19 protein-coding genes are annotated in these 22409 nt (G+C 29.1%); all 19 read left to right on the top strand.

Annotation, left to right across the window (positions count from 1 at the left end):
* Positions 1-61: 61 nt before the first annotated feature.
* The 19 genes from KQI41_RS06495 to KQI41_RS06585 all read left to right on the top strand — a co-directional run bounded on the left by KQI41_RS06495 (position 62) and on the right by KQI41_RS06585 (position 22393).
* Complete coding sequence (locus tag KQI41_RS06495) at positions 62-1009, top strand: ABC transporter permease (protein ID WP_154442017.1); 948 nt, start codon at positions 62-64, stop codon at positions 1007-1009.
* The gene (locus KQI41_RS06500; RefSeq protein WP_154442019.1) at positions 1009-2127 is read left to right on the top strand and encodes an ABC transporter permease; all 1119 of its coding nucleotides are present in this window, start codon (positions 1009-1011) and stop codon (positions 2125-2127) included. Before KQI41_RS06495 ends, KQI41_RS06500 begins: the two co-directional genes overlap by 1 nt.
* A 13-nt stretch (positions 2128-2140) precedes the next feature.
* Positions 2141-4138 carry an ABC transporter ATP-binding protein gene (locus tag KQI41_RS19265; RefSeq protein WP_342366191.1) on the top strand — a complete coding sequence of 666 codons (1998 nt, stop codon included), beginning with the start codon at positions 2141-2143 and terminating at the stop codon, positions 4136-4138.
* Positions 4139-4259: 121 nt separating this feature from the next.
* The gene (locus KQI41_RS06510; protein ID WP_154439234.1) at positions 4260-4424 is read left to right on the top strand and encodes a hypothetical protein; all 165 of its coding nucleotides are present in this window, start codon (positions 4260-4262) and stop codon (positions 4422-4424) included.
* A 662-nt stretch (positions 4425-5086) separates the two neighbouring features.
* Positions 5087-6490 (top strand): radical SAM protein, encoded by a 1404-nt coding sequence (locus KQI41_RS06515; protein WP_216585051.1) that lies wholly within the window; start codon positions 5087-5089, stop codon positions 6488-6490.
* On the top strand, positions 6480-7523 hold the full coding sequence (locus KQI41_RS06520; RefSeq protein ID WP_154439232.1) for a P-loop NTPase family protein: 1044 nt from the start codon (positions 6480-6482) through the stop codon (positions 7521-7523). The genes KQI41_RS06515 and KQI41_RS06520 overlap by 11 nt, the downstream gene beginning before the upstream one ends.
* Before the next feature lie 23 nt (positions 7524-7546).
* A complete protein-coding gene (locus KQI41_RS06525; RefSeq protein ID WP_154439231.1) occupies positions 7547-7729 on the top strand; it encodes a hypothetical protein in 183 nt (60 codons plus the stop codon).
* Positions 7730-7913: 184 nt separating this feature from the next.
* Complete coding sequence (locus KQI41_RS06530; protein WP_154439230.1) at positions 7914-9236, top strand: ABC transporter permease subunit; 1323 nt, start codon at positions 7914-7916, stop codon at positions 9234-9236.
* 40 nt (positions 9237-9276) lie between these two features.
* Positions 9277-10608: an ABC transporter permease subunit gene (locus tag KQI41_RS06535; protein ID WP_195837920.1), complete on the top strand. Its 1332-nt coding sequence runs from the start codon at positions 9277-9279 to the stop codon at positions 10606-10608.
* A gap of 42 nt (positions 10609-10650) precedes the next feature.
* The gene (locus KQI41_RS06540) at positions 10651-11982 is read left to right on the top strand and encodes an ABC transporter permease subunit (RefSeq protein ID WP_154439228.1); all 1332 of its coding nucleotides are present in this window, start codon (positions 10651-10653) and stop codon (positions 11980-11982) included.
* A gap of 42 nt (positions 11983-12024) precedes the next feature.
* A complete protein-coding gene (locus KQI41_RS06545; protein WP_154439227.1) occupies positions 12025-13356 on the top strand; it encodes an ABC transporter permease subunit in 1332 nt (443 codons plus the stop codon).
* A 40-nt stretch (positions 13357-13396) separates the two neighbouring features.
* Positions 13397-14719, top strand: coding sequence for an ABC transporter permease (locus tag KQI41_RS06550; protein ID WP_154439226.1), 1323 nt, complete (start codon positions 13397-13399; stop codon positions 14717-14719).
* A gap of 42 nt (positions 14720-14761) precedes the next feature.
* Positions 14762-16084, top strand: coding sequence for an ABC transporter permease subunit (locus KQI41_RS06555; RefSeq protein WP_154439225.1), 1323 nt, complete (start codon positions 14762-14764; stop codon positions 16082-16084).
* A gap of 11 nt (positions 16085-16095) precedes the next feature.
* Positions 16096-17331 carry an ABC transporter permease gene (locus KQI41_RS06560; protein WP_154439224.1) on the top strand — a complete coding sequence of 412 codons (1236 nt, stop codon included), beginning with the start codon at positions 16096-16098 and terminating at the stop codon, positions 17329-17331.
* Positions 17328-18053 carry a peptidylprolyl isomerase gene (locus KQI41_RS06565; protein WP_154439223.1) on the top strand — a complete coding sequence of 242 codons (726 nt, stop codon included), beginning with the start codon at positions 17328-17330 and terminating at the stop codon, positions 18051-18053. The genes KQI41_RS06560 and KQI41_RS06565 overlap by 4 nt, the downstream gene beginning before the upstream one ends.
* 15 nt (positions 18054-18068) lie before the next feature.
* Positions 18069-18965 carry an ABC transporter ATP-binding protein gene (locus KQI41_RS06570; RefSeq protein ID WP_154439222.1) on the top strand — a complete coding sequence of 299 codons (897 nt, stop codon included), beginning with the start codon at positions 18069-18071 and terminating at the stop codon, positions 18963-18965.
* A 161-nt stretch (positions 18966-19126) separates the two neighbouring features.
* Positions 19127-20098: an MBL fold metallo-hydrolase gene (locus tag KQI41_RS06575; protein WP_154439221.1), complete on the top strand. Its 972-nt coding sequence runs from the start codon at positions 19127-19129 to the stop codon at positions 20096-20098.
* A 50-nt stretch (positions 20099-20148) separates the two neighbouring features.
* Positions 20149-21318 carry an iron-containing alcohol dehydrogenase gene (locus KQI41_RS06580; RefSeq protein WP_154439220.1) on the top strand — a complete coding sequence of 390 codons (1170 nt, stop codon included), beginning with the start codon at positions 20149-20151 and terminating at the stop codon, positions 21316-21318.
* Positions 21319-21460: 142 nt separating this feature from the next.
* Positions 21461-22393, top strand: coding sequence for a 1-phosphofructokinase family hexose kinase (locus KQI41_RS06585; RefSeq protein ID WP_154439219.1), 933 nt, complete (start codon positions 21461-21463; stop codon positions 22391-22393).
* The last annotated feature ends 16 nt before the right edge of the window (positions 22394-22409 follow it).

A 22409-nucleotide genomic window follows, 5' to 3' on the forward strand; every position in this document is an offset into this window, starting at 1 on the left:
ACTTGGTACATAATAAAAAATGCTGATAAAACAGTGAAATTTCTTGAAAGGGGCAAAAACAATGTTTAGGTATACTGCTCAAAGATTAACCTTGTTAGTTATTACTTTATTTATGATAATTTCAGTTTCATTTTTTGTATTACATTCAATGCCGGGAAGTTTTATTACTGATCCTAAAATGCCTAAAGATGTAAAAAAGGCTATTGAAGATAAATATCATCTAAATGAGCCAATGATAGTTCAGTATGGATATTTTCTAAAGGATTTTTCAAAATTTGATTTTGGTTTATCTATAGCAATACAACCAAAAGTTCCAGTAAATCAAATATTAGCAACTAAAGTACCAGTATCGATGCAGCTTAATATTTTCTCCTTACTTCTTAGTTTACCTATTGCTATTGTATTTGGAATCTGGGCAGCTCTTAAAAAGAATAAGCTTCCAGATCATATTATTTCCATTATGATAATAGCATTTATAGCTATTCCTTCATTTGTATTTGCATCTTTATTACAGTATTTTATAGCATTTAAACTAGGATGGTTTCCTATAGTCGTTAGTACAGAAAAAGTACTTACATGGAATAAATTTAAATCCATTATACTTCCAATATTGGCACTTTCATTTGGTTCCATTGCAGGAGTAGCAAGGTATACACGTGCAGAGCTATGTGAAGCACTTAATTCTGAGTATATGCTTCTTGCAAAGGCAAAAGGTTTAACACAAGTTCAGGCAACTACTAGACATGCCATGAGAAACTCATTTATACCACTTGCCAATATTATAATCCCAATGTTTACTGGAATATTAGGTGGTTCTCTAGTTATAGAAAAGATATTTAGTATTCCAGGTATGGGAAGTGTTATGCTTGATGGAATAAATGCAAAGGACTATCCAGTAGCTATGGGAGTATTGTTTTGGTATTCCTTACTAGGATTATTGACTATTTTAATAGTGGACTTGTCCTATGGAATTATAGATCCTCGTATACGTATAGGAGGGAGAAAATAATGAAGAATAATACTAAAAAGAACATAGAAAATAAATTTGAATTTATACAATTAGATGAAATATTAAAGGATGAAAAATTTGAAGGTGAAGCTATTGGTTTTTTTAAAGATGCAATGATAAGGTTTAGAAAAAATAAGGCATCTGTCACCTCTTTTGTTATTATATCATTTTTAGTATTTATGGCTATTTTTGGTCCTATGATGAATGAATATGGCTTCAAGGAGCAAAATTTGAAATTAACTCTTATGCCTGCTAGAATACCTATTATTGAAAAAATGGGAGTATTTGATGGAACTAAGGTTATGAATATTTCAAAAGACAATATAGAAGGAAAATATAAAGGTGCAGTACTACAAGTCATCAAGGAATACAAAGTAAAAGACAGAGAAATGGCTACAGTAAAAGTAGATATGTATAAATATAAAGAGGTAAAAGATAAATATTTTTGGTTTGGAACTGATTCTCTAGGAAGAGATCAATGGACTAGACTATGGAGAGGTACAAGAATATCACTAATTATATCAGTTATAGCCATGTCAGTAAATATCGTTATTGGAGTAGTATATGGAGCTATATCTGGATATTATGGAGGTTTAGTAGACTTAGGGATGCAAAGATTTATTGAAGTATTAAACGGAATTCCATTTTTAGTAGTTATAATTCTGTTTGTTTTATATTATGGACCAGGAATTATTCCTATTGCCTTGGCTTTATGCCTTACTGGATGGATTGGAATGAGTCGAATGATAAGGGCACAGTTTTATAAATATAAAGGAATGGAATATGTATTAGCTTCTAGAACTTTAGGAGCAACAGATAGAACCCTTATTTTTAGGCATATATTGCCAAATGCTTTTGGTATTATTATTACCATGAGTGCACTTGCAATACCTGGAGCAATATTTCAAGAATCCTTTTTAGCATATATAGGATTAGGAATTCAAGCACCAGAACCATCTATAGGTGTATTGTTAGCAGAAGGACAATTGGTATTATTGGAGTATCCGCATTTAACTATATTTCCTGCATTGGTAATTTCAATTCTGATGATTTCTTTTAACCTATTAGGAAATGGTTTAAGGGATGCTTTTGATCCAACATTAAGAGGGCAAGAATAAGGGGGGGCACAGGATGAATAATGGAATTAGTATATTAGAAGTTAGGGATCTATATGTGACCTTTAATACATATGCTGGAAAGGTCCATGCAGTTAGGGGTGTTGATTTAAGCCTTAGAAAAGGTGAGACTTTAGCAATAGTTGGAGAATCAGGTTCTGGTAAATCTGTTACTGCAAGAACAGTAATGGGATTATTAGCTAAAAATGCTAATATCGAAAGGGGAGAAATTCTATATAAGGAAAAGGATTTGACAAAGCTGAATGATAATGAAATGTCAAATATTAGAGGGTCCGAAATTGCAATGATATTCCAAGACCCTATGTCTTCTTTAGATCCAGTTATGAAAATAGGAAGACAGATTACAGAGGCACTTAGGATTAAACAAGGAATCCCTAGTGAAGAGGCTAAAAAGAAGGCATTGGAGTTAATGAAAGCAGTGGGAATTGATGAGGTTGAAAAAAGATTTAATCAATATCCATTTCAATTTTCTGGTGGAATGAGACAACGTATAGTTATTGCCATAGCATTGGCTTGTGACCCAGATATATTAATATGTGACGAGCCTACTACAGCACTGGATGTTACAGTTCAGGCAAAAATACTTGATTTAATAAAGGAAATACAGAAGGAAAGAAATATAGGTGTAATATTTATTACCCATGATTTAGGTGTAGTAGCCAACTTAGCAGATCGAGTTGCTGTAATGTATGGAGGAAAAATAGTGGAATATGGAACTGTAGATGAAATATTTAAAAATCCGAGAAATCCTTATACCATGGCATTACTTTCTGCAATGCCAGATTTGGAAACAGATTCTTCTACAGAACTATATGTCATACCAGGCACACCTCCAAATATGCTTTATCCGCCAAAGGGTGATGCCTTTGCACCTAGAAATCAATTTGCCATGAGGATTGATTTAGAAGAACATCCACCTATGTATAAAGTATCTGATACCCACTATGCAGCTACTTGGCTCCTACATGAAGATGCGCCAAAAGTTGATTTAAATAGTTATAGAAAGAAAACTACAGATGATAGGAAAATTCTAGATAAAATAAATCAAAGACCAAAAGATGAAAAGCCCATAGTAGAAGTTAAAAATTTGAAACAGTATTTTACATCAGGATTTGGTAGAAGAAAACTTGTAGTAAAGGCAGTTGATGATGTAAGCTTCCATATATATAAGGGGGAAACCTTTGGATTAGTAGGAGAATCTGGCTGCGGAAAAACCACTACAGGAAGGTCTATTATTAGACTCTATAACCCAACAGATGGAGAGATTTACTTTAAAGGAAAACTTATATCAAAGAAATCAAGACATAAGGAGATAAAAGAAAATACAAGAGGAATCGCAATGATATTTCAAGACCCTATATCATCATTAAATCCTAGAATGACTGTTAAGGAAATAATAGGGGAAGGTTTGAGAATAAATAAATTATATAATAGTGAAGAAGAAATAACAAATAAAGTGTATGAAATGCTTGAGACTGTAGGGCTTACTAAAGAACATGCAAACAGATACCCCCATGAGTTCTCTGGTGGCCAAAGACAACGTATAGGAGTAGCTAGGGCTTTAATCACAAACCCTGAGCTAGTAATAGCTGATGAGCCTATATCAGCTCTAGATGTATCTATACAGGCACAAATTCTTAATTTATTAAACAATATAAAGAAGGAATTAGGACTTACTGTAATGTTTATAGCCCATAATCTTTCAGTAGTTAAGTATTTTTCAGATAGAATAGGAGTAATGTATTATGGAAAATTAGTGGAAATAGCGAATGCAGAGGAATTATATAGAAACCCATTACATCCATATACAAAATCTCTATTATCGGCTATTCCAATACCAGACCCTGATTATGAAAAAAATAGAAAACATATATATTATGATCCGACGATCCATGACTACAGTATAGAAAAACCTGAAATGGTTGAAATAAAAGAAGGACATTTTATATATGCCTCACCTTCTGAAGTAGAAGAATATCGAAAATCTTTATAGATAGATCATAATTATAAATATATTTAATGATTTTTAAATTTAAAAAAAGATATTTATATATCCTAAAATTACCTTGTATGTAAAGAAAAATAAAACTAAAAATACATACGAGGTGATAAAGATGAAAGATAAACAAAGTAAAGATACTATTGATAAGAATTTCTTTAAGGCTATGAGCTATGAATTCGCTGGAGAAATTGGAGTAGTAGATAATGAAGAAATGAAAAATAATGTAGGACTCTCTTCAGATAAGGATGAAAAAAAGTTAAAGGAAAATAAGAAATAATGGGGCTATTTCATAACTATTAAATTAGTTATGAAATAGCTCTTTTTTTAGGTGAAATTTAAATCATAAAATTTTTATTACTAAATGACCCCTTTATTTTACCATTGGTACAAAAATACATACTATTGGTACAATAATTAACAAATTATTGGAAGATTGTGTTAATATAATTTTAAATAAAATCAATGATGTGAATAAATGTTAGAAAGATTGTATCATCAGTAGCTCAATAAGTCCAAATTCTAATAAATTTGGATTTATCGGTTACTAATATTAGGAAATATAAATAATAGGAGAACAATAACTATATCAATTGTAATTATTTTATTTATAGTAAAGTGGCTGTATGTGCCATAATAAAAATATGTTAAGGGAATTGACCACTGAAGAGAAAGTAGAGGATTATATATATAGTAATCATTATACAAATTTCTGCTGGTGTCGAAATTTGTATAAATAAATCTGTTGACATGGATATTTGCGTATGATTAAATTAAAACTAAAGTCAGAATATTAATTCAATACAGAATTCTTCATATATATTTAGCTGATAATTGATTAAGTAAAAAATATATAAAGGTTATGATAGGGTAGATAATTTATATTTAGATAACTTTAGATTCTTTAACTTTATGAGGTTAAAAATGGAAGGGGGAAAATTTTTGATTAATAAGGTATGGGAACAAAATGGGAAATATTATGTTTATGATGCTCAAAGGGATACTTATCGCAAAATTTCCAGGGGATTATATGATTTGATTTCAGAAAAAAAAGAAGTTTTAAATAATGATGTTATTGGAGAAGAGTATAAAAGTCTTCAGCAGGATGGATTTTTTAAAGATGTAAATATTGAAGAATTTTGTCATCCTCTTACGGATAGTTTGGAATATTATCTAAATAGAAAACTTTCATTAGTAACCCTTCAAATAACACAAGATTGTAATCTTAGGTGTTCATATTGTCCTTATACTGGAAACGACAATGTAAATCGTCTACATAAAAAGAAATATATGGATATTGATTTAGCTAAGAAAGCTATTGACTATCTCTACGCACATTCCATAGATAGTGAAAAGATTACAATTGGATTCTATGGAGGAGAACCTCTCCTTGCTTTTGATACTATGAAATCAGTTGTAGACTATGCACATAATTTGATACAGGACAAGCTCCTTAGCTTTACAATAACCACCAATGCTACTTTAATGAATAGAGAGATATTGGAGTTCTTAAATGATAATAATTTTGATTTAGTCATAAGTATTGATGGTCCAAAAGAAATAAATGATGCAAATCGAGTTTTTGCTAATGTCAAAGATAGTGTATTTAATAAGGTTATGGAGAATATAGAGATTATTTATAGGGAGTACCCTGATTTGTTTAATAGAACTACTATCAACATGGTAATTGACCCTAGATTTAGTCTTGATAAGTATGCAGAGCTTTTCAATATCAATGAAGCTATGAGAAAGATAAAAGTTCAGTCTACAGTTTTAGATGATACTTATAAATCTATTAAAAACCATTTTTCTGATGAATTCATGGAGAGTTACTATCAATATAAGGAGGAGATGGGTAAGTTTTTATTTGAAGGAAATAATCTTTCGGATCGAGTTTCATATCAACTTGGAATGCCTTTATTCAACTCATTATTTGAAAGAATAATAAATGGATTTGATGAAAAATGGGGATTTTCTAAAAATATATGTCCTTCGGGACCATGTATTCCAGGAGCAACACGCTGGATGGTAGATATAAATGGTAATTTCTTTCCTTGTGAGCGTATCAGTGAAACTGTAGAAGAAAATGTAATCGGAAATATAGAAGAAGGATTTAATCTGGAGAAAGCAAAATTCATATTGAATATTCATAATCTATCAAAGGATAAATGTATAAATTGCTTTGCTTTTAGACATTGTGATGGATGTATAAAAAAATATGAAGGTTGCATATCTGGTAATGAAGAACAATTAGAAAATGAATGTAACCAAATAAGAGCTGGATTTGATAACATATTACACGATATTATTAATTTTAATGAAAGGTATGGATATTATGGACAATAAACTACAGTTATACCCAGTAAATAAACATTGTATGCCCTTAGCATATTACTATAAATATACTGATAAATCTATATCTTATTATACAGATGAATTGTCACCTTTAAATGGACAAAATTTAGGCGAGATTTTAAATATAAAGGGTTCATTTGAAACTATTGGGTCATTGGAAAATCTATCAATGAAGGAGAATATATTTTTCAATGATTTAGGTTATGAGGATAATCAGCTTTTGGAGAAAAGATTGCAGTCATTTACTGAAAAATACAAGAAAAGTTTTATTAGAAAATTAAGCGATATTAAATATGAAGATGCAGAATTAATCAATGGAGTAACCAATAATTTAATATCTTTAAATATCAAATTTTCAGAGAGTATAGGACCTATTGTTATTGCAGTTTCTGGATTTTATCAATCTATATATACTAGTATTATTGCATCGGTGTTAAAAGCAAAACTTGAGAAAAATGGAAATAAAGTAGTTATGCTATCTGATAATCCAAGCAATCAATCTATTGCATTACCATTATTTGGTACGAACTTTCAACAATTCACAGGAGTTTCTACAGGTGAAATTTATGAACTCAATATGAAATTAAAAGCAATAGAGATGACATTGAATCCTGATTTTATAATTATAGATATACCAGGAGGAATGATGAGAACTGATGAATTTTTTATGAATGACTTTGGAATTCATCTTTGGTCAGTAATGCAGTCAATCAAACCTGATTTTTACTTCAATGTAGTGCCTTTTACATTATATGATAATGAGTATAGGGAAATTGTAAATAAATATTTATCAAAATCATTCAATATAGATGTGGATTATTTTATTGTAACTAATGAATTTTATAAATTTCAGCAGACAAGAATGGATATATTGCCAGAAGCAGAATTTCGAAATATTTCAGATGACAAACTTTTGCATGATATAGACATTTCAGATAATGTGATTTATGCAGATTCACTTGAAAGGAATATATTGGATTCTTGGGTTAGTAATATAGTATCTTATAAACTTGATTGCATATAGATAAATTATTGGGAGGGATTTTAATGAATAGAAGGGAAGAGAAAAGAACTAATAGTTTTAAGAACATAATGGCAGACTGTTATTGCGATACTAGAGAAAATTGTACCTGTGGAATTGATCGAACTCAACGTACAACTCTAGCTATGAAGTGGATACAACCAATGAGAGAACAAGCTTGGTCAGGAGTTAGACCATCGTCATTATAATAGAAAAAGTAAGAGATATGGAAATTAGTAGAATAATAGGCTAGGATATAATATTTATGAGGATGGAACATGATTATAGTGATTAACTAAAGGTTTGATGCAATCAAGTATAAGATAAGTTATTCACTATTAATTAGCTGTATCCATCCTCCCTATTATTGGATCTTGGAGAAAGGGGGAAATCATGTTAAAGAGTTATGGAATAAGGCAAGTTTTAAATAAGAAAGTATTTTTTATTCTAATAGTGGCTATTATTTTTGTTTGTATTAGTGAATTAAATAATCTTAAATTAGAGGATTTTAATAATAGAAGTACTATAGGAATAAGTAATTCTATTAATGTGATTAAGGGTAAGGAAAGGACAGAATTTGTATTATCACTATATAAAAAAGATGGAATATATATACCAGATTTTAACTTGGCTTTTAAAAGTGCAGAGTTGGCAATGAAGAATATTGAAAATGGAAACTATACAGAGGCTTATAAATATGAAATGATGGTGAAAATTTTAGATTTAAACCTATATTCTCATCTTGAACAAAGAGAATATATAGAGCCAATTGCAAGACCTATATGGGAAGATATAAGTCCAGATATTGAATATCCAGATAATAATGGGGAAGAGTTTGATATTGATAAACCATCAGCTATTAATACCAATGTTAATTTTAAATATTGGCTTACTCATTTACAATATTTATATACCTGTTACAACTTGGGAATTCCATATGTTGAGGATCATAGTGCCAATAATATGGTGTTTTTATATAAAATCATGGATAAAATCATACCTGTATCTATTATTCTATTTATACTTCTATTAACCTACGATACAGTTAGTGAAGAACATAGAATTCATATATCAAGAAATATACTATCTCAACCATTTAAAAGACATACATATTTACAAAAGAAAATCATATCAAATATAGTTGCAATAGTTCCAGCTATAATAATCACAATTATTTTGATATGTATATTTGCTGGAATATACACAGATTCACACTCTTTAAAAATGCCAATTCTAACAACTAATAATCAATGGACAGAATTTCGCCATGATGGAATGAATATAGATAAAGAACAAAATAGTATGTTGTTTTGGAGAAGTAAATTAGGTCCAGTAATTTTTGATGTAGTAGACTTAGTAACAAAATTATTTGATAAAGTTGTATATTTTCCATTTTGGAAAGTGTTACTGATTTATTCTTTGGAGCTGATATTATTTGTTATATTTATACTTGCTATAACAATATATATATCAGCTATGACCAATAAAAAATCTATTTCTATGGTAGTAGGTGTTGGATTTATAGGAGGATTATATTTGGTATATAAGTATTTTCCTAAAATACCTAATCCACTACTTGCGTTAGAAACAAGAAACATAATAAGTGGTGCATCCAATTTTACATTATTATCTCTTACACTTATACAAGTAGCAAGTATATTAATAGTAGTTTTACTGGGAAATTATTTATTTAATAGGAAGGATATAAGCTATTGATATAAAATAGCTCTGCTAATTAATGAGAAAGGGGGAAATCATGTTAAAGATCTATGGAATAAAGCAAGTTTTAAATAAAAAAGTATTTTTTATTCTAATAGTGGCTATTGTTTTTGTTTGTATTAGTGAATTAAATAATCTTAAATTAGAGGATTTTAATAATAGAAGTACTATAGGAATAAACCATTCTATTAATGCCATTAAGTTCAACGAAGGGCTAGAGACCATATTTTTATCCTATGAGAAAGAAGGAAGAGATGGAAAATATGTACCATATTTTAACTTGGCTTTTAAAAGTGCAGAATTGGCAATGGAGAATATGAAACAGGGGAATTATACAGAGGTTTATAGATATGAAATGATGGTGAGAATTTTAGATTTAAACTTATATTCTCATCTTGAACAAAGAGAATATATAGAGCCAATTGCAAGACCTATATGGGAAGATATAAGTCCAGATATTGAATATCCAGATAATAATGGGGAAGAGTTTGATATTGATAGACCATCAGCTATTGATACCAATGATGATTTTAAATATTGGCTTACTCACTTACAATACTTATATACCTGCTACAACTTGGGGATTCCATATGTTGAGGATCATAGTGCCAATAATATGGTGTTCTTATATAAAATCATGGATAAAACCATACCTGTATCTATTATTCTATTTATACTTCTATTGACCTACGATACAGTTAGTGAAGAACATAGAATTCATATATCAAGAAATGTACTATCTCAACCATTTAAAAGACATACGTATTTACGAAAGAAAATCATATCAAATATAGTTGCAATAGTTCCAGCCATAATAATTACAATTATTTTGATCTGTATATTTGCTGGGATATACACAGATTCACACTCTTTAAAAATGCCAATTCTAACAACCAATAATCAATGGACAGAATTTTATCATAATGGGATGGACATAGAGAAGAAACAGGATAGTAAAATATTTGGAAGTGATAACTTAGGGCCTACACTTGTTAATAAGATAGATTTAGTAAAAAAATTGTTTGATAAAGTGGTGTATATTTCGTTTTGGCAGATGATAGTAACTTATTTCTTGGAAATGATTTTATTTATTATATTTATTTTAAGTATAACAATATATATATCAGCTATGACCAATAAAAAATCTATTTCTATGGGAGTAAGTGTTGGATTTATAGGAGGATTATATTTAATTTATAAATACTTTCCTAAAATACCCAATCCACTACTTGCGTTAGAAACAAGAAACATAATAAGTGGTGCATCCAATTTTACATTATTATCTCTTACACTTATACAAGTAGCAAGTATATTAATAGTAGTTTTAGTAGGAAGTTATTTATTTAATAGGAAGGATATAAGCTATTGATATAAAATAGCTCTGCTAATTAATAAGAAAAGGGGGGAAATCATGTTAAAGAGTTATGGAATAAGGCAAGTTTTAAATAAGAAAGTATTTTTTATTCTAATAGTGGTTATTGTTTTTGTTTGTATTAGTGAATTAAATAATCTTAAATTAGAGGATTTTAATAATAGAAGTACTATAGGAATAAACCATTCTATTAATGCCATTAAGTTCAACGAAGGGCTAGAGACCATATTTTTATCCTATGAGAAAGAAGGAAGAGATGGAAAATATGTACCATATTTTAACTTGGCTTTTAAAAGTGCAGAATTGGCAATGGAGAATATGAAACAGGGGAATTATACAGAGGTTTATAGATATGAAATGATGGTGAGAATTTTAGATTTAAACCTATATTCTCATCTTGAACAAAGAGAATATATAGAGCCAATTGCAAGACCTATATGGGAAGATATAAGTCCAGATATTGAATATCCAGATAATAATGGGGAAGAGTTTGATATTGATAGACCATCAGCTATTGATACCAATGATGATTTTAAATATTGGCTTACTCACTTACAATACTTATATACCTGCTACAACTTGGGGATTCCATATGTTGAGGATCATAGTGCCAATAATATGGTGTTCTTATATAAAATCATGGATAAAGTCATACCTGTATCTATTATTCTATTTATACTTCTATTGACCTACGATACAGTTAGTGAAGAACATAGAATTCATATATCAAGAAATATATTATCTCAACCATTTAAAAGACATACGTATTTACGAAAGAAAATCATATCAAATATAGTTGCAATAGTTCCAGCCATAATAATTACAATTATTTTGATCTGTATATTTGCTGGGATATACACAGATTCACACTCTTTAAAAATGCCAATTCTAACAACCAATAATCAATGGACAGAATTTTATCATAATGGGATGGACATAGAGAAGAAACAGGATAGTAAAATATTTGGAAGTGATAACTTAGGGGCTACACTTGTTAATAAGATAGATTTAGTAAAAAAATTGTTTGATAAAGTGGTGTATATTTCGTTTTGGCAGATGATAGTAACTTATTTCTTGGAAATGATTTTATTTATTATATTTATTTTAAGTATAACAATATATATATCAGCTACGACCAATAAAAAATCTATTTCTATGGGAGTAAGTGTTGGATTTATAGGAGGATTATATTTGGTATATAAATACTTTCCTAAAATACCCAATCCACTACTTGCGTTAGAAACAAGAAACATAATAAGTGGTGCATCCAATTTTACATTATTATCTCTTACACTTATACAAGTAGCAAGTATATTAATAGTAGTTTTACTGGGAAATTATTTATTTAATAGGAAGGATATAAGTTATTGATATAAAATAGCTCTGCTAATTAATAAGAAAGGGGGGGAAATCATGTTAAAGAGTTATGGAATAAGGCAAGTTTTAAATAAGAAAGTATTTTTTATTCTAATAGTGGTTATTGTTTTTGTTTGTATTAGTGAATTAAATAATCTTAAATTAGAGGATTTTAATAATAGAAGTACTATAGGAATAAATCATTCTATTAATATCATTGAATGGATCGAAAGACTAGAGAGAACATTTTCGTTATATGAGAAAGAAGGAAGAGATGGAAAAGAAGTACCATATTTTAGATTGGCTTTTAAAAGTGCAGAGTTGGCAATGGAGAATCTTGAACAGGGGAATTATATGGAGGCTTATAAATATGAAATGATGGTGAAAATTTTAGAACTAAACTTATATTCTCATCTTGAACAAAGAGAATATATAGAGCCTATTGCAAGACCTATTTGGGAAGATATAAGTCCAGATATTGAATATCCAGATAATAATGGGGCGGAGTTTGATTTTGATAGACCATTATCTATTGAGAGTAATGTTGATTTTAAATATTGGCTTACTCACTTACAATATCTATATACCTGCTACAACTTGGGGATTCCATATGTTGAGGATCATAGTGCCAATAATATGGTGTTCTTATATAAAATTATGGATAAAATCATACCTGTATCTATTATTCTATTTATTCTTCTATTGACCTACGATACAGTTAGTGAAGAACATAGAATTCATATATCAAGAAATATATTATCTCAACCAATTAAAAGATATACATATTTAAGAGAGAAAATCATATCAAATATATCTGCAATAGTTCCAACCATAATAATTACAATTACTTTGATATGTATATTTGCTACTATATACACAGATTCACACCCTTTAAAAATGCCAATTCTAACAACTAATAATCAATGGGTAAATTTTTATCATAATGGAATGAATATAGATAAAGAACAAAATAGTGAAATGTTTTGGGGAAGTAATTTAGGGCCAGTATTCTTTAATATAGTAGACTTAGGAACAAAATTATTTGATAAAGTTGTGTATATTCCATTTTGGCAGGTGTTACTGATTTTTTCTTTGGAGATGATATTATTTGTTGTATTTATTTTAAGCATCACAATATATACATCAGCTATGACCAATAAAAAATCTATTTCCATAGGAGTAGGTGTTGGCATCATAGGAGGATTATATTTGGTATATAAGTATTTTCCTAAAATACCTAATCCACTACTTGCGTTAGAAACAAGAAAGATAATAAGTGGTGCATCTAATTTTACATTATTATCTCTTACACTTATACAAGTAGCAAGTATATTGGTAGTAGTTTTAGTAGGGAATTATTTATTTAATAGGAAGGATATAAGCTATTGAGAGAGAATAGCTTTGCTAATTAATAAGAAAGGAGGAAATCATGTTAAAGACCTATGGAATAAAGCAAGTCTTAAATAAGAAAGTATTTTTGATTTTAATAACATCATTCATTTTTATTTGTTTTAGTAGGCTTAATAATTTAAAAATGGAAGATTTAAATAATAGAAATACTACTGATTTAAGTTTTTCCACTGTAACAATTCGGGAGGGAGATTTTGTGGAGAGTTTAATAGATAGAACAGAGGGAATGGTAAAAGAATATTTTTCTTTAACTCTTAAAAATTCAGAGTTAGCGTTGGAGAATAAGGATTTAGAAAACTACATAGAGGCATACAGATACGAAATGATAGGAAGAATTATAGATTTAAATGCTGTCTTTAAACTAGAACAGAGACAATATATAGAACCTATTGCAAAAACAATATGGAAGAATATAAATCCAGAAATAGCATATCCAGACAATAATGGACAAGAATATAAACTTGATTATACAGGTATAAAACCAGATCATATTTTAAAATCTTGGGTTTTAGATCTAAAATATCTATATACTTGTTACATCTTAGGAATTCCATATGTAGAAGATGACAGTGCCAATAATATGGTATTCTTATATAAAATCATGGATAAAATTATTCCCATATTTATAATAGGATTTGTTCTACTATTGACCTATGATACAGTTAGTGAAGAAAATAGACAACATATATCAAGAAGTATATTATCTCAACCAATTAAGAGAACTAAGTATTTACATGAAAAATTCTTTTCAAATATAGTAGTTATCGTTCCAACTATAATGATTATAATTACTTTAATATGTTTATTTGTTGCTATAGATACAGGTTCATATTCTATGAATATGCCAATTTTAACAACTAATAATCAATGGAATACATTTATTCATCACGGAATGAATTTGGAGAAACCACAAAACTCTACTAGATATGGAATATATGAAATAAGGAAATTAGGACCTACACATGTTGAGTGGAGGAGTTTAGGTTCAGAACTGTTTCAGAAAGTAATATTTCTTCCATTTTGGCAGATATTATTGGTTTATTCTTTAGAGATGATATTATTTGTAGTATTTATACTTGCTATAACAATATATATATCAGCTATGACCAATAAAAAGTCCATTTCTATGGGAGTAAGTGTTGGATTTATAGGAGGATTATATTTGGTATACAAGTATTTTCCTAAAATACCTAATCCACTACTTGCGTTAGAAACAAGAAACATAATAAGTGGTGCATCCAATTTTACATTATTATCTCTTACACTTATACAAGTAGCAAGTATATTAATAGTAGTTTTACTGGGAAATTATTTATTTAATAGGAAGGATATAAGTTATTGATATAAAATAGCTCTGCTAATTAATAAGAAAGGGGGGGAAATCATGTTAAAGAGTTATGGAATAAGGCAAGTTTTAAATAAGAAAGTATTTTTTATTCTAATAGTGGTTATTGTTTTTGTTTGTATTAGTGAGTTGAATAATCTTAAACTAGAGGATTTTAATAATAGAAATATTTCAGAGCTTAAACATTCAACTAGTATGAATAACAGTAAGGGAAGTTTAGAAAGAACAATATCCATATATAGAAAAGGTGAGAAGGAAGTACCTTACTTTAGATTAGCCATAAAAAATTCGGAGATAGCAATAGAAAATATAGAACAAGGAAATTACATAGAGGCATATAGATATGAAATGATGGTGAGAATTTTAGATTTAAACTTATATTCTCATCTTGAACAAAGAGAATATATAGAGTCTGTTGCAAGACCTATATGGGAGGATATAAGTCCAGATACTGAATATCCAGACAATAATGGAGAAGAATTTGATTTTTATAGTGGTTCGTCTCCTAATAGTCATACTGATTTTAAATACTGGCTTACTCACTTACAATATCTATATACCTGCTACACCTTGGGAATTCCATATGTTGAGGATCATAGTGCCAATAATATGGTGTTCTTATATAAAATCATGGATAAAGTCATACCTGTATCTATTATTCTATTTATACTTCTATTGACCTACGATACAGTTAGTGAAGAACATAGAATTCATATATCAAGAAATGTACTATCTCAACCATTTAAAAGACATACGTATTTACGAAAGAAAATCATATCAAATATAGTTGCAATAGTTCCATCCATGATAATTACAATTATTTTGATATGTATATTTACTGGGATATACACAGATTCACACTCTTTAAAAATGCCAATTCTAACAACTAATAATCAATGGACAGAATTTTATCATAATGGGATGGACATAGAGAAGAAACAGGATAGTAAAATATTTGGAAGTGATAACTTAGGGCCTACATTTGTTAATAAGAGGGACTTAGTAACAAATTTATTTGATAAAGTTGTATATCTTCCATTTTGGGAAGTGTTACTGATTTATTCTTTGGAGATGCTTTTATTTATTATATTTATTTTAAGTGTCACAATATATATATCAGCTATGACCAATAAAAAATCTATTTCCATAGGAGTAAGTGTTGGCATCATAGGAGGATTATATTTGGTACATAAATACTTTCCTAAAATACCCAATCCACTACTTGCGTTAGAAACAAGAAACATAATAAGTGGTGCATCTAATTTTACATTATTATCTCTTACACTTATACAAGTAGCAAGTATATTGGTAGTAGTTTTAGTAGGGAATTATTTATTTAATAGGAAGGATATAAGCTATTGAGAGGTGAGACTATGAAAGGATTAAAATTTGAAGTGAAAAAAGCATTAACACAGAAAAAAACATGGTTTATGCTGGTTTTAGTGTTATTGTATTGTATAGGATTAGTATTCGTTTTAAATCGTAAAGAAAAAGATTTTCTGGCTCAACAACAGAGGTATAATCAAAATACCATAGAAGAATACTCTGGACTTTTAAGTATGGCTAGAATAAAAATTATGGATTTAGAATATAGAGAGCCTGAAAATCATACTGAAATTGCCAAACAAGAAAGAGAAGCAGAATTTTATCAACATCTCTACTCTAAATCCCTTTTATCTGAGGAGATATATAATAAGATGGCATTGAGAAAGGAACTGAGTCAAAGTGAACTTTCAATTTTATTTATGAATAATAAATCTATGGATCAAGTTATTTTAAATGGTTATATAGAGGGCGTTGTTGATGAAAGCTGGATGGAAGAAAGAAGTTTGACACAAGAAAAACTAGAGAAGCAAATTACTGACTATGAAAATATTGAGACTTTAGATATAAAATATGAACCTAATCCATATGTGTTAAATGCTAAGAACTATATTAAGTTCTTCCTCCAGCAGATGAATATATTTATAATTCTTGTCCTGATTTTATTTATATCTATAAATGATTATGAAGGAGAAATTGAAGAAGGTTCTTATAAACTTATATATACCTCCCCATGGAACAGGAAAAGTCTATTATTGTCAAAATATATAGTAAGATCCATTGTAAACCTTCTACTTATTGTGATACCAGTATCAATTGTAATATTGATGATAGGATTAAGTTTCGGATGGGGAAATATGCTATATCCAGTTAGAGTTAGTGAGGAGGCAATGAAACTTTCTCTATTGTTGATATCAAATAATGAAACATATATTTCAACAAGTGGGTACTTAGGATTTCAAACCATAGGATTTATTTTTATAATAATATTTCAGACAATTATAGGAGTTTCCTTATCTGTATTACTAGAAGATAGCTCTACTAGTTTTGGATTGGTTTTAGGTATAATGATTGTATCGTTTATAGGTTCTATGTTAGACAATATATTAGCTGTACAAGTATTTTTTAATCCTTGGATATTTATGGATTTTACTGCTATTCTCAGTATAAATACCAAGGTAAGTATGTACTATGGGGTAATACTTCAACTATTGATTATGATAATAGTTACTATGTATACATCCTATATATTTAATAAAAGAGATTTAATAGGAGGTAAGTCATGAAAAAAAGTATTGTTATTTTAACGGTCGTAATTGCTTTGATAATATCAGGTTGTAAAAATACAGATAATCAAGAGGAAACATACATGGACATAAAGGAGCCAGAAGTAGTAAATTATCAATCTATTCAATGTAGGCAGATAGAAGAAGCATTGAAAGAAGAAATAACTGCAACTATTGAAACCAATTATGGTAGTGTAGTTGTATCATTATTTCCTAAAGAGGCTCCTTTAATGGTAGATAATTTTATTAAACTTGTTGAAGAGAAATATTATGAAGATTTTGGACTTGTAAATGTAACTTCTGTGTCCATAGGAGTAGGAAAAATAGGAGAGCCTGATTATACCTTTAAAACAGCAACAGGAGAAAATATCCCTGTGGAAATAAATGAGGACTTTGGAATGATATATGGTAGTTTAGTAGCACCTCGCCGCATCAATGTAGAAGGGGAAGAATCTTTAAATACAGGGAATTTTGCCATTATAGATAAGGACTTTCTGACAGATGAAGAAGAAAAGGAGCTTATAGATATGGAGATGACACAGGAACTGCGAGAGGCATTTCAAACAGTGGGAGGAAATATAAGAAATCATAAGGACATTACTGTATTTGGTCAAGTAATTAAGGGTATGGAAGTTATTGAGGAAATAAGAAAATTAGAGGTAGGACCATTAAATCAGCCTAATAAGCTAATACAAATATTGAGTATAAAAATTTCAGAGTAAAAGTAGGTGAAAACTATGGAAAAAATTTTAGAAATAAAAGATTTAAATAAAAGTTTCGGAAAAGAAAAGATTCTTCATGATATTAATATGGATATTTATCCAAATGAAATTGTAGGTTTCATTGGTCCAAATGGTGCTGGAAAGTCTACAGTTATGAAATGTATACTTTCCCTTATTTTTCCTGATAGTGGTACTATTACTGTAAATGGATTTGATATAAAAAAAGAACGTTTAAAGGCTTTGGACTGTATGGCAGGAGTTATTGAATCTCCAGGTTTGTTTTTGGATATGTCAGGGGAGAATAATATAAAGCTATTTGCAGAACTAAGAGGAATTGACTCCAAACGTGTAAAGGAGATAATGGAATTTACAGAACTAGGACATAGTTTGAAAAGAAAGGCTGGGAATTATTCCATGGGAATGAAACAGCGTCTTGCTTTAGGAATAGCTTTACTAAGTAAGCCTAAACTATTGATTTTAGATGAGCCTACAAATGGGTTAGATCCTACGGCTGTTATTAATTTGAGAAATGAACTTTTAGAACTAGTCAATAAAGAGGATATTTCTATATTATTCTCATCACATCAATTGGAAGAAGTAGAAAAACTAAGTGATCGTTTAATTTGTATTAATAAAGGAAGAATAGTTCATCCAGAGATAAATGCTTCTTTACAGGATATATATATTATTGAAGTAAATAATATGGAATTGGCAAGAGAATTTTTTCAAAAAAATAATATCAATTATAATACTAATGACAGTAAAATTGAAGTGGTTATTGATAAAGGTGAGATACAAAACCTTATAGTTTCAATGGCTAATGAAGGAATAAATATAAGTAATCTGGAGAAAAAGATTGTTACACTGGAGGAATTATATAAAGGTATATATTGTGAAGTAAAAAATATATAGTTATAAAAAGCACCTTTAACATTTTGGCAATTATCAAATGTAGAGGTGCTTTTTATAACGAATAGTAATTTTCCTACATATACCAAATATTAAATTTTCATTTGACAACCTTTCCATAACAAAATACTATATAGATAAAAGAATACAGCGAGGTGAATAATTTGGTTACTAAGGTTTATGAAAATATATATATGATTGAAGTGGTTCTTCCAGAAAATCCTTTAAAAGCCTTAAATTCATATGTAATAAAGGGTAAAAACAAGTCTTTAATAATAGATACAGGATTTAATAGAAAGGAATGTATAGATGGACTTTTTCAAGGATTAAAAGAATTGGATATAAATATAGAAGATACTGAATTGTTTATTACACATCTTCATGCAGACCACTCAGGAATGGCATCTATATTTAAAGATAGAGGAATTAAAATATATGCTGGAGAAATAGATGGAAGACTAATCAATGAAATGACGTCAATGTCTTATTGGGAAAGATTTGAGGAATTTAAAGTATTATTCGATTTAGAAAGGGATAGAGTTACATTTAGTGAACACCCTGGATATAAATATTGTTTAAAAGAACCAGTTGAATTTACATATATTAGTGAAGGAAAGGGGATACAGGTTGGAAATTATTTTTTTGAAGTAATAGATATACCAGGTCATACTCCTGGACATATAGGTTTATATGAAAGAAATCATAAGCTGTTTTTCTGTGGAGACCATATTTTAGATAGAATTACTCCTAATATTGGATTTTGGGGATTTGAAGAAAATATTTTAGCTGTATATTTTAATAGTTTGGCAAAGATATACTCTTATGATATAGACTATTTATTTCCTTCCCATAGAAATATAATTAGAGATCACACTAGACGAATTACTGAATTATTAGCTCATCATAAGGAAAGATTAGGTGAAATACTTTATATATTGGAAAGTGGTGAGTCTACTGTAAGAGATGTGACTGCTAGAATGGAGTGGAAAATACGGGCTAATTCCTTTGAAGATTTCCCTATTCCTCAAAAATGGTTTGCAGCTGGAGAAGCAATGGCTCATTTAGAGTACTTATATTGTACTGGAAAACTTTATAAGGAATTAAGAGAAGGGAAGTTAATTTACAAATTAAAATAAAGTTCTTTGGGTATTATATATAAGAAAAAGAAATTAAAGGAGATGAATATATGTTAAATTTTAATTATAATATACCTACTAGAGTTTTCTTTGGAGAGGGTAAAATAGAAGTCTTAGGAAAACAAATAAAGAAATATGGCTCTAGGGTACTTCTTACTTATGGTGGTGGAAGTATTAAAAAAATCGGACTATATGATAAAGTAATAAGTATATTGAAAGAAAATAATATTCCGTACTTTGAATTATCAGGTATAGAACCAAATCCAAGGGTTGAGTCTGTAATTGAAGGTGTGAAAATATGTAGAGAAAATAATATTGACTTTATACTGGCAGTAGGTGGAGGTAGTACCATAGATTGCTCTAAAGTCATAGGAGCGGCATATTATTATGATGGAAATCCATGGGATTTAGTTATAGGTAAATCAAAAGTTGAAAATGTACTACCCATAGGCACTATATTGACACTATCTGCCACTGGTTCAGAAATGGATGCAGGTGCAGTTATAACAAATTTAGAAACAAATCAAAAATATGGTATAGGACATTCCGGTATGTTTCCTAAGTTTTCAATTTTAGACCCTACTTACACTTATACAGTTTCAAAATATCAAACTGCTTCAGGTGTAGCTGATATTATAAGTCATACCCTTGAAGAATATTTTAGCAATGTTAAAGGTGCATATCTTCAAGATAGATTAGCAGAAGGAATATTAAAAACTTGTATAAAATATGGTAGAATAGCCATAGATGAACCAACAAATTATGAGGCAAGAGCAAACCTTATGTGGGCTTCCTCTTTAGCCATTAATGGATTAATAGGATATGGAAAAGATTCAGCTTGGACAGTTCATCCATTGGAGCATGAATTATCTGCATATTATGATATTACCCATGGAGTAGGATTAGCCATACTTACACCTCATTGGATGGAACATGTATTAGATCAAGATAATTTATGGAAGTTTGTGGAATATGGAGTGAATGTATGGGATATAGATAGAAATCTTGATGATATGGAAATAGCCAAGAAATCAATAGAAAAAACCAGTGAATTTTTCAAATCCCTAGGTATACCTATGACTCTGAAAGAAGTTGGAATCGGGGAAGAAAAACTTGAAATAATGGCTAAGGCATTAATGGAGTATGCAGAAGGGTCTGTAGGTAATTTCAAACCTTTAGCATATGAAGATGTATTAAGTATATATAAGAAATCACTATAATAAAGGCTTTCATGGAAGAGTTAAATGTAGCTTTTGTTGAAACTTATTTAGGTAATAACAAGTTCAAAGATTTTAAAAAGGAAAAAAGTAGAACTTTCCTATTCGTTATAAAAAAATAGTTGATGGTTAGGGGGTGATAAATGTGATTTTAACCATAGATTTAAATCCTGCCATAGAAAAAAGATATATTGTAGATAATATTTCCATAGGAGATAATATAAAAGCTAGTTCTTTTACTTATAATCTATCTGGAAAAGGAATAAAAGTGGAGAAACTATTAAATATTTTCAATGAAAACTCATTTCTTACTGGATTTTTAGGAGGTATAAATGGGGAATACTTCCATATGAAACTGAAAGATGCAGGAATACCTCATGAGTTTGTTGGTATTAAAGAAGAAACCAGAACTATTATTAAACTAAAGGATATATCGGAAAATTATATTAATATAATGGAAGAAGCTCCTAGAATCACTAGGGAAGAATTGACTAAATTCTATAATTTATCTTCTGACTTATTGGAAAATATGGATATTATATGTGGATTAGGATCAACATTTCATCCAAGTGTACCAAAAGATATTTACTTTGATTTAATAACTTTAGCCAATAAGAAAAGAAAAAAGTTCATTTTAGATGGAACAGAGGATAAAACAAGGTACGGAATAGATGCTTCTCCTTATATGGTAGTACTAAATAAGAGGGAATTAGAAGGTCTAATGAATGTAACCTTAGATTTTGAAAATCAAATTATTAAATCAGGGCAATATATCCTTGATAGGGGAGTAGGTTTTGTAATCATTGATTTACAAGAAAAAGGCAGTATAGTCTTAGGACAGGACAAAGGCTATAGAGTTGAAATTCCTAATTATGAATGTGAATTAGGAACTGATCATAGTGGTATGATAGCTGGATTTGCCCTTGGTATAAATAGAAACTATGATTTAGATATGACTATGAAATTGGGACAATCCTTTAGTATAGTATCCAATATGGATTCCAATTTAGAAACCACTGAAATAAGTGATATAAAAAGAATTATGGGACAAATAGACATATATTCAATTAATTATTAATTATATAGAATACTCC

Source organism: Tissierella pigra, assembly GCF_018917845.1.
GTDB lineage: Bacteria > Bacillota > Clostridia > Tissierellales > Tissierellaceae > Tissierella > Tissierella pigra.

Coding starts and splice junctions, on each gene's coding strand:
- KQI41_RS06495 (WP_154442017.1), top strand. CDS start 62: ATGTTTAGGTATACTGCTCAAAGATTAACCTTGTTAGTTATTACTTTA.
- KQI41_RS06500 (WP_154442019.1), top strand. CDS start 1,009: ATGAAGAATAATACTAAAAAGAACATAGAAAATAAATTTGAATTTATA.
- KQI41_RS19265 (WP_342366191.1), top strand. CDS start 2,141: ATGAATAATGGAATTAGTATATTAGAAGTTAGGGATCTATATGTGACC.
- KQI41_RS06510 (WP_154439234.1), top strand. CDS start 4,260: ATGAAAGATAAACAAAGTAAAGATACTATTGATAAGAATTTCTTTAAG.
- KQI41_RS06520 (WP_154439232.1), top strand. CDS start 6,480: ATGGACAATAAACTACAGTTATACCCAGTAAATAAACATTGTATGCCC.
- KQI41_RS06525 (WP_154439231.1), top strand. CDS start 7,547: ATGAATAGAAGGGAAGAGAAAAGAACTAATAGTTTTAAGAACATAATG.
- KQI41_RS06530 (WP_154439230.1), top strand. CDS start 7,914: ATGTTAAAGAGTTATGGAATAAGGCAAGTTTTAAATAAGAAAGTATTT.
- KQI41_RS06535 (WP_195837920.1), top strand. CDS start 9,277: ATGTTAAAGATCTATGGAATAAAGCAAGTTTTAAATAAAAAAGTATTT.
- KQI41_RS06540 (WP_154439228.1), top strand. CDS start 10,651: ATGTTAAAGAGTTATGGAATAAGGCAAGTTTTAAATAAGAAAGTATTT.
- KQI41_RS06545 (WP_154439227.1), top strand. CDS start 12,025: ATGTTAAAGAGTTATGGAATAAGGCAAGTTTTAAATAAGAAAGTATTT.
- KQI41_RS06550 (WP_154439226.1), top strand. CDS start 13,397: ATGTTAAAGACCTATGGAATAAAGCAAGTCTTAAATAAGAAAGTATTT.
- KQI41_RS06555 (WP_154439225.1), top strand. CDS start 14,762: ATGTTAAAGAGTTATGGAATAAGGCAAGTTTTAAATAAGAAAGTATTT.
- KQI41_RS06560 (WP_154439224.1), top strand. CDS start 16,096: ATGAAAGGATTAAAATTTGAAGTGAAAAAAGCATTAACACAGAAAAAA.
- KQI41_RS06565 (WP_154439223.1), top strand. CDS start 17,328: ATGAAAAAAAGTATTGTTATTTTAACGGTCGTAATTGCTTTGATAATA.
- KQI41_RS06570 (WP_154439222.1), top strand. CDS start 18,069: ATGGAAAAAATTTTAGAAATAAAAGATTTAAATAAAAGTTTCGGAAAA.
- KQI41_RS06580 (WP_154439220.1), top strand. CDS start 20,149: ATGTTAAATTTTAATTATAATATACCTACTAGAGTTTTCTTTGGAGAG.